Origin of the sequence: Rhodococcus sp. NPDC080181 (genome assembly GCF_040702225.1) — a bacterium.
Lineage (GTDB): Bacteria > Actinomycetota > Actinomycetes > Mycobacteriales > Mycobacteriaceae > Rhodococcoides > Rhodococcoides fascians.
Genome location: NZ_JBFBKN010000010.1, coordinates 124,752 through 143,200 on the forward strand (window position 1 = coordinate 124,752; position 18,449 = coordinate 143,200).

The 18,449-nt window shown below is 65.5% G+C and carries 15 protein-coding genes; 6 read left to right on the plus strand and 9 right to left on the minus strand.

The window, feature by feature from the left end:
- Position 1: 1 nt before the first annotated feature.
- Both AB0O58_RS14100 and AB0O58_RS14105 read right to left on the minus strand, forming a co-directional pair.
- Positions 2-901 carry a DMT family transporter gene (locus tag AB0O58_RS14100; protein ID WP_032384324.1) on the minus strand — a complete coding sequence of 300 codons (900 nt, stop codon included), beginning with the start codon at positions 899-901 and terminating at the stop codon, positions 2-4.
- Entirely contained in the window at positions 898-2,226 is a 1,329-nt protein-coding gene (locus AB0O58_RS14105; RefSeq protein ID WP_204856581.1) for a DEAD/DEAH box helicase, read from the minus strand. The genes AB0O58_RS14100 and AB0O58_RS14105 overlap by 4 nt, the downstream gene beginning before the upstream one ends.
- Positions 2,227-2,313: 87 nt before the next feature.
- On the opposite strand from AB0O58_RS14105, the gene AB0O58_RS14110 reads away from it, so the two are divergent.
- A complete protein-coding gene (locus tag AB0O58_RS14110; RefSeq protein WP_052061585.1) occupies positions 2,314-2,841 on the plus strand; it encodes a DUF4262 domain-containing protein in 528 nt (175 codons plus the stop codon).
- A 71-nt stretch (positions 2,842-2,912) separates the two neighbouring features.
- Here the strand turns inward: AB0O58_RS14110 and gndA are convergent, their stop codons facing one another.
- From gndA to AB0O58_RS14130, 4 genes are all read right to left on the minus strand, one after another.
- Positions 2,913-4,364, minus strand: coding sequence for an NADP-dependent phosphogluconate dehydrogenase (gene gndA, locus AB0O58_RS14115; RefSeq protein ID WP_032372397.1), 1,452 nt, complete (start codon positions 4,362-4,364; stop codon positions 2,913-2,915).
- Positions 4,365-4,528: 164 nt separating this feature from the next.
- Entirely contained in the window at positions 4,529-6,190 is a 1,662-nt protein-coding gene (locus AB0O58_RS14120) for a DEAD/DEAH box helicase (RefSeq protein WP_366238305.1), read from the minus strand.
- 382 nt (positions 6,191-6,572) lie between these two features.
- Complete coding sequence (locus tag AB0O58_RS14125) at positions 6,573-7,529, minus strand: M56 family metallopeptidase (RefSeq protein WP_032383817.1); 957 nt, start codon at positions 7,527-7,529, stop codon at positions 6,573-6,575.
- 23 nt (positions 7,530-7,552) lie between these two features.
- The gene (locus tag AB0O58_RS14130) at positions 7,553-7,969 is read right to left on the minus strand and encodes a BlaI/MecI/CopY family transcriptional regulator (protein ID WP_032366177.1); all 417 of its coding nucleotides are present in this window, start codon (positions 7,967-7,969) and stop codon (positions 7,553-7,555) included.
- A 194-nt stretch (positions 7,970-8,163) separates the two neighbouring features.
- Between AB0O58_RS14130 and AB0O58_RS14135 the strand changes: the two genes are divergently transcribed.
- Entirely contained in the window at positions 8,164-9,465 is a 1,302-nt protein-coding gene (locus AB0O58_RS14135; protein ID WP_032370569.1) for an alpha/beta hydrolase-fold protein, read from the plus strand.
- Between the two features lie 101 nt (positions 9,466-9,566).
- The gene (locus tag AB0O58_RS14140; RefSeq protein ID WP_032372757.1) at positions 9,567-12,089 is read left to right on the plus strand and encodes a bifunctional lysylphosphatidylglycerol flippase/synthetase MprF; all 2,523 of its coding nucleotides are present in this window, start codon (positions 9,567-9,569) and stop codon (positions 12,087-12,089) included.
- 9 nt (positions 12,090-12,098) lie between these two features.
- Here AB0O58_RS14140 and AB0O58_RS14145 read toward each other — a convergent pair whose 3' ends face one another.
- The 3 genes from AB0O58_RS14145 to AB0O58_RS14155 are packed head-to-tail and all read right to left on the minus strand — an operon-like array spanning position 12,099 to position 15,540.
- A complete protein-coding gene (locus AB0O58_RS14145) occupies positions 12,099-12,968 on the minus strand; it encodes an ABC transporter ATP-binding protein (protein WP_032372399.1) in 870 nt (289 codons plus the stop codon).
- Positions 12,965-14,068 carry an iron chelate uptake ABC transporter family permease subunit gene (locus AB0O58_RS14150; protein WP_045841749.1) on the minus strand — a complete coding sequence of 368 codons (1,104 nt, stop codon included), beginning with the start codon at positions 14,066-14,068 and terminating at the stop codon, positions 12,965-12,967. Before AB0O58_RS14150 ends, AB0O58_RS14145 begins: the two co-directional genes overlap by 4 nt.
- On the minus strand, positions 14,065-15,540 hold the full coding sequence (locus tag AB0O58_RS14155; protein ID WP_366238303.1) for an iron chelate uptake ABC transporter family permease subunit: 1,476 nt from the start codon (positions 15,538-15,540) through the stop codon (positions 14,065-14,067). The genes AB0O58_RS14150 and AB0O58_RS14155 overlap by 4 nt, the downstream gene beginning before the upstream one ends.
- A 222-nt stretch (positions 15,541-15,762) precedes the next feature.
- On the opposite strand from AB0O58_RS14155, the gene AB0O58_RS14160 reads away from it, so the two are divergent.
- From AB0O58_RS14160 to AB0O58_RS14170, 3 genes are all read left to right on the plus strand, one after another.
- On the plus strand, positions 15,763-16,485 hold the full coding sequence (locus AB0O58_RS14160; RefSeq protein ID WP_228139410.1) for a hypothetical protein: 723 nt from the start codon (positions 15,763-15,765) through the stop codon (positions 16,483-16,485).
- Positions 16,486-16,707: 222 nt separating this feature from the next.
- The gene (locus AB0O58_RS14165; protein ID WP_027497142.1) at positions 16,708-17,169 is read left to right on the plus strand and encodes a PaaI family thioesterase; all 462 of its coding nucleotides are present in this window, start codon (positions 16,708-16,710) and stop codon (positions 17,167-17,169) included.
- A 5-nt stretch (positions 17,170-17,174) separates the two neighbouring features.
- Positions 17,175-18,446 (plus strand): aldolase/citrate lyase family protein, encoded by a 1,272-nt coding sequence (locus tag AB0O58_RS14170; protein WP_283550398.1) that lies wholly within the window; start codon positions 17,175-17,177, stop codon positions 18,444-18,446.
- The last annotated feature ends 3 nt before the right edge of the window (positions 18,447-18,449 follow it).

Here is an 18,449-nt window from a genome sequence, read left to right on the forward strand (position 1 = left end):
ACTACCGGTCGGATGGACTTCCTGGGTTCGACGCCCCGTCCCGAGCGGTCGGTTCGGACGCGTTCGCAGCCTGCGTACGCGACAGCAGGACCGTCGTGACGACCATGACGGCCACGGCCACGACGATGACCGTCAGGGCTGCGCCCTCGGTTCTGATTCGCTCGTTCAGGACAGTGACTCCGACGAACGCCGCGCCGAGTGGTTCACAGATCGTCACGGCCGGCATCGACGCCGACAGCGGACCCACCTGGAATGCACGCTGCTGCAGGTAGAAGCCGACGACGCCGGATCCGATCAGCGTGTAGGTCTGCCAGGCCGTCAGCGCCTCGACCGGGTTACCGTCGACGAGGTCGGTGACGTTCTTGGTCAGCGCAGCCGCCAGGCCGAACAGCAATCCTCCCGCTGCACCGAGCAGTAGTGCCCGAACTCCCGGCGAGGTGAGCAGCAATCCGCCCGCGGCGGCGCAGCCGACCACGACGGCCACCACGATCAGTGGAACGAGCCATTGCACGAAAGGGGCGTCGGTATTGCCCTCGCTCGGGTCGCCCACCACGATGAAGACGGCGAGTGCCGCGGCCATCGCCACGGCGAGCGCCCAGGTGGTGGCGGGCAGTGTTCTCCCGACCAGCTTTGCCGACATCGGGAGAGCGAACAGCAGTGCTGTCACCAGCAGAGGTTGGACGATCAGTACCGAGCCGACCCACAGCGCGGCGATCTGAACCGCATAGCCACCGCCGTCTCCGAGGACCCCTACCCACCACCGCGGGCTGCGCACCAGTGCCGAAACGAGGGATTCACCTTCGGGGACGGACGCGGCCGCGCTCTGTTGCGCGACCGACGCGCAGGCGAACAGGAACGCCGAAATCAGCGCGAGTACGACCGCCGGCCAGGACGCGGTCACCCGCGTCGTCCTCTGCTACCGCCACCCCGCCGGCTCCCGGTGCCATCGCTCCGCCCACGCCTGCCCGGCGTACCCGTCCGGCCCGCACCGCGCGCAGTTCGGGGGTCGGCCGCAGCACCGCTCGTCGTCGGTACCGAGGCCGGTAGCGGTCGACCGATCGGGGTGCGTGCGCCCGTCGGTCGACGCCACGCGGACTGGTCCAGATCGGTATCGATGATCGTGGCGGCAACGCCGGCCTCGTCGGCCATCGATCGGACGCGATCCAACTGGTCGTCCGTTGCCAGCGTCACGACGGTTCCACGGGCACCGGCACGTGCAGTGCGTCCGGCGCGGTGCAGGTAATCCTTGAAATCGACGGGGGGATCGACGTGAACGACGAGCGTCACGTCGTCGACGTGAACACCGCGGGCTGCCACGTCGGTTGCGATGAGAGCCACGGACGTGCCCTCGCCGAAGGCCGCGAGCGATCGGGTGCGGTGCGCCTGAGTCTTGTTGCCGTGCAACGACGATACCGGCACACCCAGCGCGAGGCACTCGTCGGTGAGTCGATCGACGGCATGGGTGGTCCGTAGGAACAGAAGTGTCTTTCCGTCGCGGTTGGCAAGTGCGGCAGCGACTTCGGTCTTTCGGGCCGCGTCGATTCGGAAGACGAAATGGGTCATGTCGGGTTCGCTGACGGCTGCCGCAGTGGAGTGCACAGCGGGGTCTTTCAGAAACTTCTCGACCAGTCCGTCGACCTCCCCGTCCAGCGTCGCGGAGAACAGCATCCTCTGACCGTGTTCCGGGGTGGCAGCGAGCAGTGAATCGACCTGAGGCAGGAAACCCATGTCCACCATGCGATCTGCTTCGTCGATGACGGTGACCTCGACATGCTCGAGTGTGATCGAGCGTCGCTGGAGGAGATCGATGAGCCGGCCGGGAGTCGCGACCACGATGTCGACTCCGCGCTGAATATCTCGGACGTTGCGTTCGAGCGGAACACCTCCGACGACGCCGACGGTACGAAGTCCGAAGGTGGCACCGTGGATGTCGAGTACTTCACGAATCTGCAGTGCCAGTTCCCGAGTGGGGGCGAGAATCAACCCGCGCGGTGCCGCCGGTGCGCTTCGCTTGCCGGCGAGGTGGACGAGAATCGGCAGGGAGAACGCCAGGGTCTTACCCGAGCCCGTGGGTGCGCGCCCGAGGACGTCCCGTCCGGCAAGGGCATCGGGGATCGCCGCGACCTGAATGGGAAACGGGTCGCGAGCACCTGCATTTCTGAGGGAGTGCACCAGAACGACGGGGAGACCGAGGTCTGCGAACGATCGAGTGGATTGACCCGGCATGGAGCTGACCTTACCGCCGGATCGACGACGCGTTCGACCGTTCTTGTCGGTACCGCACGCAATACTTGTCCTAGAACGTGAGTTCGAATGGCGTTCGAGACGCAATCTCCGCAGGGGCGGTTGCACGGCGAAGGTGGGGGAGTCATGTGCAAGATGTGCCGAGGGTTCGGTGTCGACAATTACATCGATGACGTGAGGGCAACGATCGAGACATTCGGGTGGGCGCTGCAGTACGTGGAATCGGAGGTCGATCGAGACGGCATTCATCCCGCGTTCTGCTACACGGTCGGTCTCACCGACCTGGGCAGTCCCGAAATCGTCGTGACGGGACGCGGGCCACGTGAATCCTCGATGATCCTGAACGCGCTGGGGACTTCGGTGGCGTCGGGGATGTTGGAGATCGAATCCGGAATCGGTTGTGCAGCAGCAGGATTCGATCTTCTGGCCATCGACGTACCGGATTGTGCGGACATCCTGTACGTCGCCTCCGACGTGTACGGCACGGGACGCTTCAGCGCCGTACAAGCCGTCTGGAGGGACCTCGAAGGTGCACTGCCGTGGGAGGGATTTCCGTCGACGGTGGTGCAACCGATACTCGGGCCGGTGCCCTTCTGAGCGAGCGAAGACCGATCACACCGGTGGCACCGCGCGAAAGTACGCGCGGTGCCACCGGCGAGGGACCGATGTCAGGCTTCGATCTCGGAGCGATCTCCACTCCACAGAGTGTGGAACTTGCCCTCGGAATCGGTGCGCTCGTAGGTGTGCGCACCGAAGAAGTCGCGCTGTCCCTGTGTCAGGGCCGCAGGCAGACGCTCGGCACGCAGCGCGTCGTAGTACGAGAGCGAGGATGCGAACGCAGGCACCGGGATGCCGAGCGACGCAGCCGTGATGACGACGCGCCGCCAACTGTCGATCGCGTTCTCGATGGCGTCACGGAAGTACGGCGCCAGGATGAGGCTCGGTAGTTCGGCGTTGACGTCGTACGCGTCCTTGATGCGGTTCAGGAATCGCGCCCGAATGATGCAGCCACCACGCCAGATCGTGGCGAGATCGCCCGGATGCAGATTCCAATCGTATTCGGCGCTACCCGCCGCGATCTGATCGAAGCCCTGTGCGTAGGCGACGATCTTCGACGCGTACAGCGCCCGGCTGATGTCGTGGGTGAACTGCTCGGCATCGGTCGGCTTGTCGGCCAGTGATCCCGAGGCGAGGCCGACAGCCGCCTTGCGCTGGGCTCGCGATCCCGACAGAGCCCGTGCGAACACTGCCTCGGCGATGCCGGTCACGGGCACTCCGAGATCGAGTGCCGCCTTGACGGTCCATCGACCGGTGCCCTTCTGTTCGGCAGCATCGACGATCACATCGACCAGTGGCTGCCCGGTCTTCGCGTCGACCTGGCGAAGGACCTCCGCAGTGATCTCGACGAGGTAGCTCTCCAGATCGCCCTTGTTCCACTCGGTGAAGACGTCTGCAACCTGCGCAGGCGAGTACCCGAGCGCGTCGCGAAAGAGGTTGTACGCCTCGCCGATGAGCTGCATATCGGCGTATTCGATGCCGTTGTGCACCATCTTGACGAAGTGGCCGGAGCCGTCGGGCCCGATGTGGGTGCAGCACGGCGTGCCGTCCACCTGCGCAGCGATGGACTCGAGCAACGGTCCCAATGCCTTGTAGGACTCGGCCGGGCCACCCGGCATGATCGACGGGCCGTTGAGCGCGCCCTCTTCGCCGCCGGAAATACCGGCACCGACGAAGAGCAGACCGCGGTCCTTCATGGCCGCCTCGCGGCGGATCGTATCGGTGTAGAGCGCGTTGCCGCCGTCGATGATGATGTCGCCTTCCTCCATCACACCGGCGAGTTCCTCGATCACCGCATCTGTCGGGTCGCCTGCCTTCACCATGATGAGCACGCGCCGCGGCTTCGCCAGCGCGGCCACGAACTCCTCGATGGTCTCGGTACGGATGAAGTTGCCCTCGGTACCGTGCTCGGCGATCAACGCGTCGGTTTTCGCGATACTGCGGTTGTGCAACGCGACAGTGTGCCCGTGGTGGGCGAAGTTACGCGCGATGTTGGAGCCCATGACGGCGAGTCCGGTGACTCCGATCTGAGCCAGTTCTGTCTCTTTTGCTGCTGAGGTCATACAGACAGCTTTCCTTGCCGCGCGATTTCGCGCGAGCCAACCCCCTGGGTCGGGTGCGACGCCGGCCGACACGACGAAAAAGGTGCCGCATTCGCGAAGAATGCGGCACCTCGGGGTTCGAGCGACGAAGCCCGTCGAATCAGGACTTCGCCTCGAACGATCGATCAGTGGCTGCGTGCAGGCCCGTCGAAACCGTCGTACGAACGACGCTCGGTGCGGCTACGGAACCCACCCGACCGGTTCTCGTCCTGGCGCGGGGCGGATGCGGGACGACGGTTGTCCGAGCCACGGTTGTCCGAGCCGCGACCTTCGTAACCGCGACCCTCTGAGCCGCGGTACGAGCTCGAGTCGGAGCGACGCGGGCGGTCACCTTGGTAGCCGCCTTCGCTGCGCGGGTTGGATCCCTGGTAGCCGCCGGTGCGAGGGCTCGATCCCTGGTAGCCGGTGCGGGGACGGTCACCCTGGTAGCCGCCTTCGCTGCGCGGGTTGGATCCCTGGTAGCCGCCGGTGCGAGGGCTCGATCCCTGGTATCCCGTGCGGGGACGGTCACCCTGGTAGCCGCCTTCGCTGCGCGGGTTGGAACCCTGGTAGCCACCGCTGCGGGGGTTGGATCCCTGGTAGCCACCGGTGCGCGGGCGGCTGTTGCGATCACGCGGGGTGGCTTCGGCACGCAACGGCTCACCGGTCGGCTTCTTGGCTCCGGTGATGCTGTTGAGTTCGGCCGAACCGGGGGAGACGTTGACCGCGGTGGCCTTGACGCCGGCCATCCCGGTCAAACGCAGAACCTGACGACGCTGATTGGGGAGCACGATCGCGACGACGGTGCCCTTTTCTCCGGCGCGTGCCGTGCGGCCGGCGCGGTGCAGGTAGTCCTTGTGGTCAGCGGGCGGATCGACGTGTACGACCAGGTCGATTCCGTCGACGTGAATTCCGCGGGCCGCGACGTCGGTGGCCACGAGCACAGGGGTGCGACCGTTCTTGAATCGCTCGAGCACTCGGGTGCGCTGGTTCTGTGCCTTGCCGCCGTGCAGCGACTCTGCAGCGATGCCGAGGGCGCGCAGGCGATCGGTGATGCCGTCGCAGCCCAGCTTGGTGCGCGCGAACATGATGGTGCGGCCGCCTTCACGGGCACCGATCTCCGAGAGCACCAGATCCTTCTGGCCGCGGTCGACCATGAGGACGTAGTGGTCCATGGTTCGGACGCTGGCCTTGCCGTCCTGGGTGGAGTGCTCGACGTGGTCGGGCAGGAACTGGCGAACCAGTGACTGGACCTCGCGGTCGAGGGTGGCCGAGAACAGCATCCGCTGTCCGTCTGCGGGTGTATCGGCGAGTACGGCGCGCACCTCGGGCAGGAAGCCCATGTCGGCCATCTGATCGGCCTCGTCGAGCGCGGTGATCTCGATGGAGTCGAGGATGCAGGTGCCCTGACGCAGGTGATCTGCCAGTCGTCCCGGAGTGGCGACCAGTACGTCGACTCCGCGGCGAAGCTGCTCGACCTGCTTGTTGAACGGGGTGCCGCCGACGGCAGGCATGACCCGGAGGCCCTGTGCGTTGGCGTAGGGAGCGAGCGACTCGACTACCTGGAACGCGAGTTCGCGGGTGGGAACCAGTACGAGCGAACGCGGGCGCTTGGCGGCCGGTCGATCGGTGTGCAGCGACAGGCGCTGCAGGATCGGCAGGCCGAAGGCGAGGGTCTTGCCCGAACCTGTCTGCGCGCGACCGAGGACGTTCTTGCCGGCGATGGCGTCGGGGAGCGCCTTTTCCTGGATGGGGGACGGCACGGTGATCGAGTTACGAGCGAGAGCCGCGACGACTGCCTCGGGCAGACCGAGCTCGGCGAATGTGAATGCCGGTGCCGCTGCGGGCGTCGGTACGGCCGTCGAGTCGGACTCGGGGGAAACGGTGGTATTGGAAACAGCGTTGGTCACGCAGTAAAGCCTCTCCGGATTGCGGGCACGCCAATAAGCCCGAAGCTGAGAGACCCGACGAGAAGGGAAACACGAAAAACAGCCAGAACACATTGATACGAGCCAGGGCACTGTCACCTGGCCATCGGTACGCAGGTCGAACCTGCATAAAGTGGGGCTGTTTGTGCCATTTCGATTGCTTGGTCGCGATGGCGACCGAGTTCTACTGTACGGGACGTACCGCCATTTGTTCACCCGGGTGGGTGTGACCTGCGTGACCCCCTGACGTGGCGGCGCTCGATCAGCCGAGGAGTTTGCTCAGCTCTTCGAGCCACGGCATCGCGACGTAGATGGTCGGCAGCACGAGTATGACGACGGCGGCCAGATATGCCACAGCGGCGATCCGGACGTCGCTGCCCGGCCCGCTCAACCGCTGGACGCGAATGAGTGTGTGCGGTCCTCCGGCTGCCATGGCACCCCGCGGTGCGGTGGATCCGGCACACGTCACGAGTGCGCGCGCGAGAGGGGTGGGTCCGGTGACCTTGACCGCCGTGTCATCGGCCAGCAGCTCGACCAACAACTGAACGCTGCTCAGGGCGGACTTGCTACGAACGATTCTGGGGAACGCCTCGTTGACCGCGGTGAACGCTTCCAGCACGAGGTCATGACGGGATCGTAGGTGTGATCGCTCGTGACTGAGGATCGCGGTCACCTCCGCTTCGGAGAGGCTGGCAAGCGTTCCGCGGCTCAGCACCACCCGCTGCCGTAGTCCGGGCAGGCAATACGCAATCGGTTCCGCCGCGTCCAGAACCCGGATGTCTGCATCACGCAGGCCCCTGAACGGATTGTCGCTCTTGTCGGTCCTGTCGAGCAGATCGACCAACATGCGATGACGGGAGCGGCGACGGCGGGTACGCACCGCCACCTGAGCCACCGAGAACATCAGTTTCGCTCCGATGCCCAGAGTGATCGCGAGCACCACCACGTACAAGGTCCACAGAGGCAGGCCCAAGGCGTCGATCTCGTCGGTCGGAGCCGTGGTCGGACGGCCGTCGGGGCCCGGCACGAGCAGCAATCCGCCGATTGCGAGGCCGGAACTGAAGGCCGACAACACGGCCGCGAGGGCGATGGCCTGCCACAGCACCAGAGCAGCGCGAGGCGACCGGTACGGCCAGCTCGCGCGGGCGAGCATCGCCGGCACAGGTCCAGCCAGGATCAGCGCGAGTATCGCGAATACCAGCGCAGTGGTGGAGTTCATGTCCTCACTTACTACGAGGAGCCTCAGTCCGTCGGACGGCCTTCTGCAGCAGAAGGTGACTCTGTCGTCGATTGTGCCACTTCCAGCGCCGCGAGTGCTTCACGGAGGGCGGCGGCCTCATCTGCTCCGACCTGCCCGACGAAGTGCACGAGGGCAGCTGCACGACCGCCGGAGGCGGGGGCCTGGGACAACGCGTCGACCATCAGGCTCGCGACCAACTCGTCGCGACCATGGACCGGGGCGTAGCGGTGAGCTCGGTCGTCGCGCTGCTGGACGACCAAACTTTTCTTCGCCAGACGCTGCAGGACCGTCATCACGGTCGTGTACGCGAGTTCACGATGAGTCGCAAGGGCCTCGTGGACCTGACGAACGGTCTGCGGCTCCGTCGATTCCCACAGATGGTCCATTACTGCGCGTTCCAATTCACCAAGGCCAGCCATTCCTCCGAGTCTACGGCCAGTCCGACGCGGATGCGTACTACTCGTAGTAGTAACTACCGTCCGAGTGCTGTGGTCTCGGTCATAGCCGCGGTCGAGTGGCGTCGGCGGGTCGTGACTGTGAGCGGGTCCGTGGGCATACTCTGTCGTGAGTTGGTGCCGCTGGGCCGAGTCGGAAAGATGAGTGGAGACCTCGCGTGAAGTGGTTCGATTCACTGTCGTTGCTCGATGGGCCACTGCCGGTGATCGTGTCCGTGCTCGGCGCCGCCGGCGGACTGTGGTTGCTGGTCTCGAGGTCGCGTCGGTACGCCAGGCGTGCGCTGCCGATCGCTGCCACCGCGGCGATCGTCGTCACGGCCATCGGTTACGTAGTGGTCGAAAAAGTATGGCGTCCGTTCCCCGATCCGATCGACATGTCGATCTACGTGTGGATCGGGGTGGGTGTGGCTGCCCTGTTCGCACTCGTACCACGGTCGATCGCTGCCCGCGGCGTGGTCGGCACAGTGGTGTCGGTGCTGGCGGCGGTACTCGTGGTGGCAACGTCTGCTCTGCACGTCAACCTCGAATTCGATGCGTATCCGACCGTGGGAAATGCGCTCGGTGTCGAGTCGGCCGAGCGCATAGCGTTCTCGGACGTGCCGCCTCCGGTCTCCGACACCGTCACCGGCACACCCCTGGAATCTGCCTGGTCCGCACCTGCCGACCTGCCTTCCGCCGGCCGCGTCACCTCCGCCACCATTCCTGCCACCGCGTCGAACTTCACGGCGCGAGACGCCCAGATCTACCTACCGCCGGCCTATTTCGCCGATCCCCGTCCGCTTCTTCCTGTCCTCGTACTGCTCGCCGGCCAGCCCGGCGCACCCGAAGACTGGTTCAACGGGGGCAAGCTCGCCGAGACCATGGACAACTTCGCGCGTGATCATGCCGGTTTGGCACCGGTGGTGGTCGTGGCCGACGGCACCGGCTCGTCGATCGCCAATCCGCTGTGCGTGGATTCGACACTCGGCAACGCGGCCACCTACCTCGCACGTGACGTTCCCGATTGGATCGACAACTCCCTGCAGGTGGATCGAAACCGTGCTCATTGGGCGATCGGCGGATTGTCCTACGGCGGAACGTGCTCGATACAGATGGCCACCAATCATCCCGAGGTCTATCCCACGTTTCTCGACCTGTCGGGTCAGCGCGAGCCGACCCTCGGCGATCGAGATCGAACCGTGCAGCAGGCGTTCGGCGGCAACGCCGCAGCGTTCACCGCGATCAACCCTCTCGACCTGCTGAAATCGCGTCGATACCCGGACTCTGCCGGTATTTTCGTCGTGGGGTCCGAGGACAAGGATTACCAACCGGGCCAGCAGGAGATGTACGACGCGGCGAAGGCCGCTGGAATGGATGTGCAGTACGTGGAGGTACCAGGGGGACACAGCTTCGCGGTGTGGTCCGAAGGCTTACGTCGAGAACTGCCGTGGCTGGCTACGAGAACAGGACTGACGGCGTGAACACCGACGAGTCGGGGGGTCCGACGGAAGCGATCGATGCTGCGGCACCGACGTGGATGTCCGAGAAGGTGGCCGTCGTGAGATCCGCCGCCTCGGCGACGATGCGGCAGTCGCGGCGATTGTGGTCGCTGATCCTGTTCGGTGCCGTGGGTGCCCCGGTCAGCTTCACCCTGCTCGCCGTGGTCTGGCTTTCGGGGATGTATGCCGTCGTGTCGGACGGCCATGGTCAGGTCGACAGGTACTTCGCGGTCGGCATCGTCCCGTTCGAGCACTGGCATCTCTGGACGCCGCTGACATCTGGTCTGGCAGCGCCGAATATTGCGGGCTGCGTGGTGGCGACCGTTGCGGTGCTCCTCGCTGCTGCCCCGATCGAACGTCGTATCGGTTCCCGTCGGTTCGCGGTAGCCGCATTCGTGACGCAGGTTGCGGGGTCGTTGTTCGGGCTGGGCCTGGCCGTGCTGGCGAAGACCGTCGACGAGGATTGGGGTTTCCGCCTGCACGTAGGTACGGCCGTGGGCCCGACGACATGGGTCTGCGGAGTTGTGCTGGTTGCCACGTCGCGGATGGACACGCTGTGGCGCAGGCGGATTCGCGTCGGACTGCTGACCCTTCTGGTGACCCTGGCCTTGTTCGGCGGTCACCTGCAGGACGTCGTTCGGTTGGCGGCAGCGGTGATCGGTCTGATCGTGGGCCCGTGGATCGTCGGCCGCTCGGCGCGCGGTCCGAGATTGGCGGGAACGCAGCGTGAAGGACGTGTGCTGGTCGCGCTGATCGTCGCCGCCAGTGCCCTCGGTCCGGTGCTGGCGGCCTTGAGCCCCAATGCCGTGGGGCCGTTCGCGGTGCTTCGCGACGTGGTGCGCGGCGTGCCGTACACAGCTGCCGAGGTTCGTGAGATCTGCGCCGATGCCACGACCGATCCGGTGGAATGCCGCCGCGGGCTGCTCGACCTCAGGCTGGGCGGAGTCGGACCGACGATCCTGAGCATCATGCCGTCGCTGTTCCTGTTGGTGGTCAGTGACGGTTTGCGCCGCGGTCGACGGTTCGCGTGGGCGATGGCAGTGATCTCGCAGGTGGTTCTGCTCGCGCTGTCGGTGGCGAACTACGCCATCCGATTCCTCGAAGCCGGTGACGACGAATCGTTGTTTTACGGGCTGGAATCTCCCACGGCCTACCGCACTGCCGTGCCCTTCCTTCTGCCCCTGATCGTCCTGCTGGTCCTGATCGTCACTCGGAAGTTCTTCGACGTGTCGGCACCGGCTGGCACGTACCGACGCTGGGCCGCGTCCGTCGTGGCCGCCGTAGTAGGACTCGGCCTGATCTACTCGATCGGTGGCTATCTCGGTCGCGGCGGTTTCGCCGACTCGCCGTCCTTCGGCGGATTGCTGGTCGATTTCCCGCAGAGGCTGGTTCCGCCGGTCTATCTGCAGTGGCTCGAGCCCGCCCTTCTACCCCAGAGCACCCCGACCACCTTGCTGTTCGAGTGGACCGGCGTCGTGTTCTGGGTCGTGGTGTGTGCGCTCACGATCAGCACCTTCCTCACACCGGTGTACGGCCCGGAGACCGATGCCACCGAACGGGCTCGCAGCGTGCTGATGTCGAGCAGCGGCTCGGCGCTGTCGTGGATGACGACCTGGCGCGGGAACAAGTACTGGTTCAGCGCCGACGGCCGCAGCTACGTGGCGTATCGCGTCATTTCCGGCGTGGCTTTGACCACCGGTGACCCTGTCGGGCCGCGAGCATCGTTGCGAGACAACGTCGTCGAGTTTGCCGAGTTCGCGTCGAAGAACGGGTGGATTCCGTGTTTCTACTCCGTCACCCCGGCCGTCCGGCGTATCACCGATTCTCTGGGATGGGGCGGTATCCAGGTCGGTGAGGAGACCGTGCTCGATCTGGACGGAATAGCGTTCACCGGCAAGCGGTTCCAGGATGTTCGTACTGCGCTCAATCGAGCGAAGAAGGCAGGCGTCGTCGCGGAGTGGATTCGGTTTCCCACCGCTCCACTGGCCATCACCGATCAGATCACCGCGATCTCCGAGGAGTGGGTGGCAGACAAGGGGATGCCGGAAATGGGCTTCACCCTCGGCGGACTCGAGGAGGTCGACGACGAGAACGTGCGATGCCTGATTGCCGTCGACGAACATCGAACCGTGCACGGGGTCACGTCGTGGATGCCCGTCTACGAGGACGGCGTCATCGTCGGGTGGACGCTCGATTTCATGCGGAGACGGTCGGAAGGTTTTCGGCCGACAATGGAGTTTCTCATCGCCTCTGCCGCCCTGCTCCTCGAGCAGGAGGGGGCCAGGTTCCTGAGCCTGTCCGGTGCACCTCTGGCCAAAGTCGACGAGAAGCAGCCCGAGCACGTGTCCAGCGCCGAGCAGTCGACGCTGTCCGGCTTGCTCGAACGGTTGCTCGATGTACTCGGGCGAACCCTCGAACCTGTCTACGGGTTCCGGTCTCTGCTGGCATTCAAATCCAAATTCCAGCCGCGCTACGAGCCGATGTACATGACGTTCGCCGATCCGGCCGCCCTGCCCAGTATCGGCAACGCAATCGGCCGGGCCTACCTGCCCGACGTGTCCATCGGTCAGGGCTTCAAGCTCGTCCGAACGATGATCGAGCGGTGACGCTCTGCGCTAGACGGCCCGCGAGTCCAGTGTCCCGGAACGCCTGTCCGATTTCACCGGACCACCGACCGACCCGTACACGTGGCGAGTTCCGATCGGAACGATGAGCGGGCGATCCGACATGGGATCGTCGATCACGGCTGCCTCGAGTCCGAACACGTCGAGCAGTAGTTCCTCCGAGATGACGTCCTGGGGGCGACCGGACGTAACGATGGTTCCTTGCTTCATGACGATCAACTGGTCGCTGTATCGCAGTGCGAGGTTGAGATCGTGCAACACCATGACGATGGTGCGGCCGAGCTCCTCGTGCAGGCGATCGACGAGGTCGAGTACCTCGATGGAGTGGGCGAGGTCGAGGTAGGTGGTCGGCTCGTCCAACAGCAGGATGTCGGTGCCTTGCGCCAGTGCCATCGAAATCCAGGCGCGTTGCCGTTGACCACCGGACAGCTCGTCGACGGGACGGTCGGCGAGGTCGCCGACGCCGGTGAGTTCGAGTGCGTTGGCCACTTCTGCCTCGTCGTCCGAGCTCCACTGCCTTATCCACGACTGATGGGGGTGACGACCGCGCGAGACCAGATCGGCGACGGTCAGTCCTTCCGGAGCAGTGGGTGCCTGCGGCAGCATGCCCAGGGTTCGGGCAACCTCTTTGGTCTTCATCGAGGAGATCGCCCGGCCGTCGAGCATCACGCTTCCGGCCTTGGGCTTGAGCAGGCGTCCGAGCGATCGCAGCAGGGTCGACTTGCCGCAGCCGTTCGGGCCGATGACGGTGGTGATCACTCCGGTGTGAATCGCGAGGTCGAGGTGCTCGATGATGGTCCGGTCGCCGTAACCGAGGCTGAGATCGTCTGCGACCAAACGCGAGGCGTGGCTGATTGTCATACGGAAGCCTTTCGATTACTGCGCACGAGAAGGTACAGAAGGAACGGTCCACCGAGTGCCGAGGTGACGATGCCGACCGGCAGTTCCACCGGCAGGATCGTCCGCGCGATGAGATCGCTCGCCACTACCAGCAGTCCGCCCAGTAATGCCGAGGCAATGATCGGCGGTCCCGGGGTTCGAAGGAGCCGTACCGCGATCTGCGGGGCTGCCAGTGCGACGAACGCGATCGGTCCGGCCGCAGCTGTGGCAACGGCAGCGAGTGCGACGGCGGCGAGCAACATCACGGCTTGGCTGTGCTGCAACCGCACTCCGAGCGATCGTGCATTGTCGTCACCCAGACGCAGTGCTCCCAGCGTGAAGGTCGACACGATGGTTGCGCCCCCGACGATGACGACGGCGACTGCGACCGGCCACACCGTCGACCAGTTGGCTCCGTTGAGAGAACCGTTGAGCCAGACCTGCGCGCGCGACACGTCGTTGATGTCGGCGCTGATCAGCAACCACCCGATGACGGCCGTGAGCATGGCGTTGACGGCGATTCCCACCAGAATGAAGCGAAAGCCGTCGACGCCTTTCCGCCAGGCGAGTGAGTAGATCGCTATTGCGGTGAGCACTCCGCCGATCAGCGCTGCCAGTGGCAGACCGAGGGTGGCGAGCAGACCGCTGAAGGTACCGCCGCCACCCAGGACGATCAGCGCGACGGCTGCAGCACTGGCACCGGCGGTGATGCCGAGAATATCGGGACTGGCGAGTGCGTTCCGAGAGATGGATTGCGTGATCGCACCGGAAATTCCCAAGGCCGCTCCGACGAGCAAGCCCGTCAACGACCGGGGCAGGCGTAGGTCCATGACGATGAACCGTTCGATCCGCGTTCCGCCGCCGAGCAGGACATCGAGCACCTGGGGGATCGACAGCGGAAAGTCGCCGCGGCCGATGTTGACACACATGACGAGAATCAAGGCGGCAGCCACGAGGACGGTGGTGACGACCATCAGTGGACGGCGGACGAGGGACACCCGCCCCAGGCGAACGGCGGGCCGCGCGGGCACGGTGCCGGGACCGGCCGTGGAGGGTTCGGGGGACCGGATCTCGGCGGTCACAGGCTCGCCAACTTTCTACGGCGTACCAGTGCGATGAAGAACGGCGCGCCGAAGAGTGCGAGGACGATGCCCACCTGCAACTCGCCCGGGCGCACCACGACGCGTCCGATGACGTCGGCGATCATCAGCATCACGCCGCCCATGAGGCCCGCGTAGGGCACGAGCCAGCGGTAGTCGGGTCCGGTCACCGCTCGGGCGATATGCGGAACGACGAGGCCGACGAAGGCAATGGGCCCGCACGCGGCCGTTGCCGCTCCGGTCAGCAAAGTGATGGCCAGGATTCCGACGGTTCGGGTGACCGCGATGTTGGTTCCGAGGGACCGCGCAACGTCCTCGCCCAGGCTCATGACGTTCAGGCCCGGGGTGCTGGCGAGTGCGATCAGCACACCGAGAATCAGGAAGGGGAGAACCTGCCACAGCACGTCGAGCCCCCGACCGGCGACCGATCCGACCACCCAGAAGCGGTAGCCGTCGAGGCTCGTCTGGTCGAGCAACACGACGGCATTCGTCATCGCGGAGAGGAAGAACGCGACACCCGCGCCCGCCAGGGCGAGGTTGATCGGACTCGATCTGCCCGACCCGATGGACGACAGACCGAACACCACGACGCTCGCCACTGCCGAACCCGCGAACGCGAACCACAGGTACTGGCTCGGAGAGGTGAACCGGAACAGGTAGATGGCCATGACGACGAAGAACGCAGCCCCGGAATTGAGGCCGAGCAAGCTGGCATCGGCCAGCGGGTTGCGCGTATGTCCCTGGATGAGGGCACCTGCGATACCGAGCGCGATGCCGACCACCAACGCCAGCACCGTTCGGGGGACACGCAAGGTCCGCACGATGATGTCGGTGTCCGTGCCGTTCGAATCGATCAATGCATGGGCGATCTCGGCGAACGTCAGTGGTCGGGCACCGATGGCGATGCTCGCAAAGATGCCGGCGGCCAGAGCGACGACCAGCACTGCCAGGCCGAGCAATCTGCGTCGGCGAATGGCGGCAACCGAACCATCCTTGGGAATGGGCTCGAAATCATCCGCTGCAGCGGTCTTCTCGCGCACGACCTCCGAACTGGACCGGCCGAGACCGAACTGGCGACGGAGAGCTCGACGGACACCGACCGGGCCGGTGGTGTCGGTGTCGCGGAGCGTCAGACTCATCCACCGTCTACCTGTGCTCTGCCCCTCGTTGCCATCGCGGTAGCCGCGGTTCCAGACGAACAAGGCGACGGCCACCGAAACAGAAATTGCTCCGAACACGACACGGTCGGCCTGACCACCGCCGTTGTCGTCACGAAGGGCGTCGACGATCGACCACCCGATGAACAACGGCACGAGCACGATCAGCGCGTCGATCCCCGCGGCTGCTATGCGTGTACTCCACGGTGCTGGCCCGGTGGGCACGTCCTCGGTCCCGTATCGCTCGTCGGGCGAGCGACGCGAGCCGTGGGGGCCGAGTAGCGGAGCTGTGGTCACTGGGGTCGTGACTCCTCGCTGGATCGAAGGGACACGGTTTAGGTTACGGAACCCTTCCTCTCCGTGCGACACGAGGTAAGGGTAGCGGTGCCTGACTCGGCAGCCGGATCTGGTTAGGCTAACCTACATCCATTGGTCGACGGTGGGGCGAGTTCACCGGTCACGAACAGAAGGAGCGTTCAGGTGTCAGTTGCAACTGCGGCATTCACGGGCTGGGCCGATGTGCACCGATTCTCGGACCGATCCGGTGGGCACGCTCTGTTGGCCGAGTCGTGTTCCACTCTGCGCGCGCTCAATCCCGACTATCCGCGGATGTACGCGGTGGCCGCCATGGCCGACGAGGGTAAGCGGCGTTGGTGGCAGCTGTCGGTCGGTCTCGACGACGGTCGCGTCGAGCAGATGTACCGCCGTTCGCTCGAGGATCTCGAAGTGCCGCACGCTGCGGCGGTGCAGGTGGCGACTGCGCTGATTCATGCGGTGGTCGGGCGGGTTGCAGCACTGCTCGTGCTCGAAGCGCGTGCCTGGGATCCGGGCATCGAGAACTTGTGGATCCATATGGACAGCGACGGGGGAATCGATTGGGCGGGTGTTGCGTCGCCCATCTTGCGAGTGCTGCCGGAGGATCCGGCAGCCGGCGAGCCCGGAACCGTGACGTTGCCCTGTGAACAGGCTCTTCTCGTCTGGACCGCGCATCGGTGCCTGACGTCTCTCGGGTCTGTCTATCGTGCGATCAGTGAGCGGGCTCCGCTGGATGCTCGCGTCTTCTGGGCGCTGGTGGGTGACGCGATCCTCGGTGCGTCGACGTACGTCCCGATTTTGGCCGGGACCGGCCCATCCGCCGGAACGCGGCGAGGCCAGTTACTGCTCGACGCGATGGTCGCTGCCGGCGCGCCCGTGCGATCGCGAGTCGGAGTCCCGGGCCGGCAGCGGCTACGCGCCTCGTGAAGGCCTTGCGTCCGAACTGAGGTATGCCTATGCTAATTTCATACCAACGGACCGCGCCGGAGACCTGAGGGCTGCAGTGTCTCCCGGTCCTTGCCACGGTGGGCCTCTCGTTCGACTCGAACGAGAGGCCCACCGATTTTCTCGGGCGGAGTGTCGTGTATTTCTGGTCATGGGTCGACTGCAGTCGGCGAACATTCTCAGTACGCGACCGGAAGCGGAGCAATGACCGATTCGAACGGCACCACCGAAGCGAGCCCCTTCGAGACCCTCACCCCGGAACAGCTGACCGAACTCTGCGGACGCGGATTCGACGGCGTGGTCGGACTGACCTACCGAGAAGTGACCGGCGACGTCGTTCGCGCAGAGTGGGATGTCACCCCGCAACTGCACCAGCCGGCCGGGATCATGCACGGTGGTGTTCTGTGCGCCGTGGTGGAATCGGTTGCCAGCATCGGTGGATCGGCCTGGTTCGGTTCGCGCGGTCATGTCGTCGGGGTGAACAACAGCACGGACTTCCTGCGAGCAACGCGCTCGGGCTCTCTTGCCGCGCACGGACATCCGATCCATCGAGGCCGCACCCAGCAACTCTGGCAGGTCGACATCTCCGACGAGGGCGGCCGCCTGGTGGCACAGGGCAAAGTGCGGCTGGCGAATATCGAAAACACAGCACGTCTGGGACAGTGAAGCCCATGACCGGACACGACAATGTCGTTCCCCCTTCCGCCGGCGGAGCGCTGACCGACGACGCGTTCGACCGCCTCGAAGCACTCTTCGAGCCCATCGATGCCGATCTGGCGCAGCACTATCCGGGAGACCGAATAGGAGGGCAGCCCTCCCACACTGTCTACATCCCGGCCTCCGAGGCGTCCGAGAACATCCCGGCCGCATGGGGAACCGCAGCCCTCGGCCTGCTCGATGCGCACCCCGAGGCCTTCGCCGGCCTCGGCACCACCGATGCTCTACCGGTGGTACGGGACCGGCTGAACGCAGCACCGATCCAGGACCTCAGGTTCGATTTCGAGGACGGCTACGGGTGGCGCTCCGACGCCGTCGAGGATCGTCACGCCGCGGCAGCAGGTGCAGCGTTGGCTGCGCTGGCACACGACGCGGCGGGCCCGTCGTGGCTGGGCATCCGTGCGAAAGGCCTTGCCGCTCATGAGCGTCGGCGTGGCATTCGAACCCTGGAACTCGTCCTGGACGGGGCCGGGGGAGTGCCCGACGGGTTCGTGTTCACAGTGCCCAAACTCCGCGCGGTCGAGCAGGTTTCGGCCGTGGTCGCGTTGTGCGAAGAACTCGAGCGGGCTCACGGTCTTCCCGATCGGGCACTCCGTTTCGAGTTGCAGATCGAAAGCCCGCAGGCCGTGATCGGTGCCGACGGTACGACGACGTTGGCGCGTGCGATAGCCCGCGCGGATGGTCGCTGCACGTCGCTCCACTACGGCACCTACGACTACAGCGCGGCGTGTGGAATCACGTCGGCGCAGCAATCTCTGGCTCATCCGGTGGCAGACCACGCCAAGAACGTCATGTTGGTTGCGGCAGCGCAGACAGGCGTGTGGGTGTGCGACGGGTCGACCCAGGTGGTTCCGACCGGTAGCTCCGAACAAGTGGCAGCGTCGGCGCGGCGTCACTTCGATCTGGTGACCAGATCCCTCGAGCGGGGCTTCTACCAGGGGTGGGACATGCACCCCGGTCATCTGGTGACGCGATGGTTGGCCACGTTCGAATTCTTTCGTCACGCGATGCCCGTCGCCGCAGCTCGAATGGGCAACTACCTCGATCGTCGCGGCGGAGATGTGATGGACGAGCCGGCGACGGCGCAGGCTCTCGCGGGCGTATTGGTACGCGGCCTGGACGCGGGCGCGTTCGGGGTCACCGAACTGCAGGACGTGGCCCCTTCTGTCGACCGAAATGTCCTGCGGGGTCTGCTCGATCGGTCGGTCACCGTGCCCTTGGGCTGACTG

What these genes read in the sequence shown, in the direction of transcription:
- AB0O58_RS14110 (WP_052061585.1), top strand. Translation starts at nt 2,314, where the DNA reads ATGGCGTTCGAGACGCAATCTCCGCAGGGGCGGTTGCACGGCGAAGGT.
- AB0O58_RS14145 (WP_032372399.1), bottom strand. Translation starts at nt 12,968, where the DNA reads ATGACAATCAGCCACGCCTCGCGTTTGGTCGCAGACGATCTCAGCCTC.
- AB0O58_RS14130 (WP_032366177.1), bottom strand. Translation starts at nt 7,969, where the DNA reads ATGGCTGGCCTTGGTGAATTGGAACGCGCAGTAATGGACCATCTGTGG.
- AB0O58_RS14140 (WP_032372757.1), top strand. Translation starts at nt 9,567, where the DNA reads ATGCGGCAGTCGCGGCGATTGTGGTCGCTGATCCTGTTCGGTGCCGTG.
- AB0O58_RS14165 (WP_027497142.1), top strand. Translation starts at nt 16,708, where the DNA reads ATGACCGATTCGAACGGCACCACCGAAGCGAGCCCCTTCGAGACCCTC.
- AB0O58_RS14105 (WP_204856581.1), bottom strand. Translation starts at nt 2,226, where the DNA reads ATGCCGGGTCAATCCACTCGATCGTTCGCAGACCTCGGTCTCCCCGTC.
- gndA (WP_032372397.1), bottom strand. Translation starts at nt 4,364, where the DNA reads ATGACCTCAGCAGCAAAAGAGACAGAACTGGCTCAGATCGGAGTCACC.
- AB0O58_RS14125 (WP_032383817.1), bottom strand. Translation starts at nt 7,529, where the DNA reads ATGAACTCCACCACTGCGCTGGTATTCGCGATACTCGCGCTGATCCTG.
- AB0O58_RS14170 (WP_283550398.1), top strand. Translation starts at nt 17,175, where the DNA reads ATGACCGGACACGACAATGTCGTTCCCCCTTCCGCCGGCGGAGCGCTG.